1 protein-coding gene is annotated in these 1,005 nt (G+C 37.7%); it reads right to left on the bottom strand.

What is annotated here, in order from left to right:
- Positions 1-1,005, bottom strand: a 1,005-nt coding sequence (locus H527_RS24270) for a DUF2750 domain-containing protein (RefSeq protein WP_035089116.1), incomplete at both ends; no start/stop codon positions are given.

Here is a 1,005-nt window from a genome sequence, read left to right as displayed (position 1 = left end):
TGATCCAAACCTGCTTTACTAATCTTATAACTTGCTGTATCGTTGCCATACGCATAGTTATCCTCGTCTACCCATAGGGCCTTTAGCACTTTGGCTTCGCCTATTTTTATACTAAAAGGGGTACACTTGCCAGCATCTTTTATATATGCCCTAACCAAATAGTTCCCTTTGGCTTTAAAGGTTAACGTGCATTGCTGCCCAATAGTAGTTAATGTAGTATAGGTGCTGTCTCCTTCTTTTTTATACTCCCAATGTATATCGCCATCGGTATTGGGGGTATATTGGCTAAATAAACATTTTTGTACCCTAAATGTGGTACTCTCTTTTACCCGTGCTGTGGTTTCTCCTTTAAGATTTATGATTTCATTATCGGTTACCTCAAAAGCATAACTATCTAACCCCCTGCCATCTGCTGTATTCTTAAAGGCTTCTAGAACATACAATCCTTTTACGGTATAGTAACTAGCGGGTAATGTAAGAGTAGGTTCTCCTCTATAACTGCTTAGATTATCGATCTTGGCATTGTGATGTTTGTATTTTGCATGGGTTACGTTTTTTACTATTCTGGTATTGGTTCCTTCTTCGAGAGTGTCCTCTTTGGTAGTAACTCTAACAGTTCCTTTTTTAAACTTAACAAAGTCTTCATATTTTAGGTTGGCATAATACATCAATACCCAATTAACTCCACTGCGCTGGGTTTCATTAGCGTTTTCTAATCTAAATTTTGCTGCAAAAGATGGCATAGCAGTATTGGGCCTGATCTTTTTTACTACTTTACTGCATTGTATGGCACTCACCCAGTTTTCTAAAAACAAAGTAACCTCTATCGCTTTGGTACTACTATCTCCCCAATCATTAGTATAAGCTAATGTAATGGTATAGGTTTCTATAGGATTATTGGGGATAATAAAAGTGTGTGTTAGTTTATCCTTGCCATTATCTTCTGGAGCTATAGACACTGCAGTTCCCTCACTATCGGTTATAGACCAATCAAAGGTTTGTGCC

The sequence above is a fragment of the Aquimarina muelleri DSM 19832 genome (assembly GCF_000430665.1).
In the GTDB taxonomy this organism is placed as follows: domain Bacteria; phylum Bacteroidota; class Bacteroidia; order Flavobacteriales; family Flavobacteriaceae; genus Aquimarina; species Aquimarina muelleri.
Note: the sequence above shows the minus strand (reverse complement) of the source record. Positions and strands in the feature narration are given on the sequence as shown.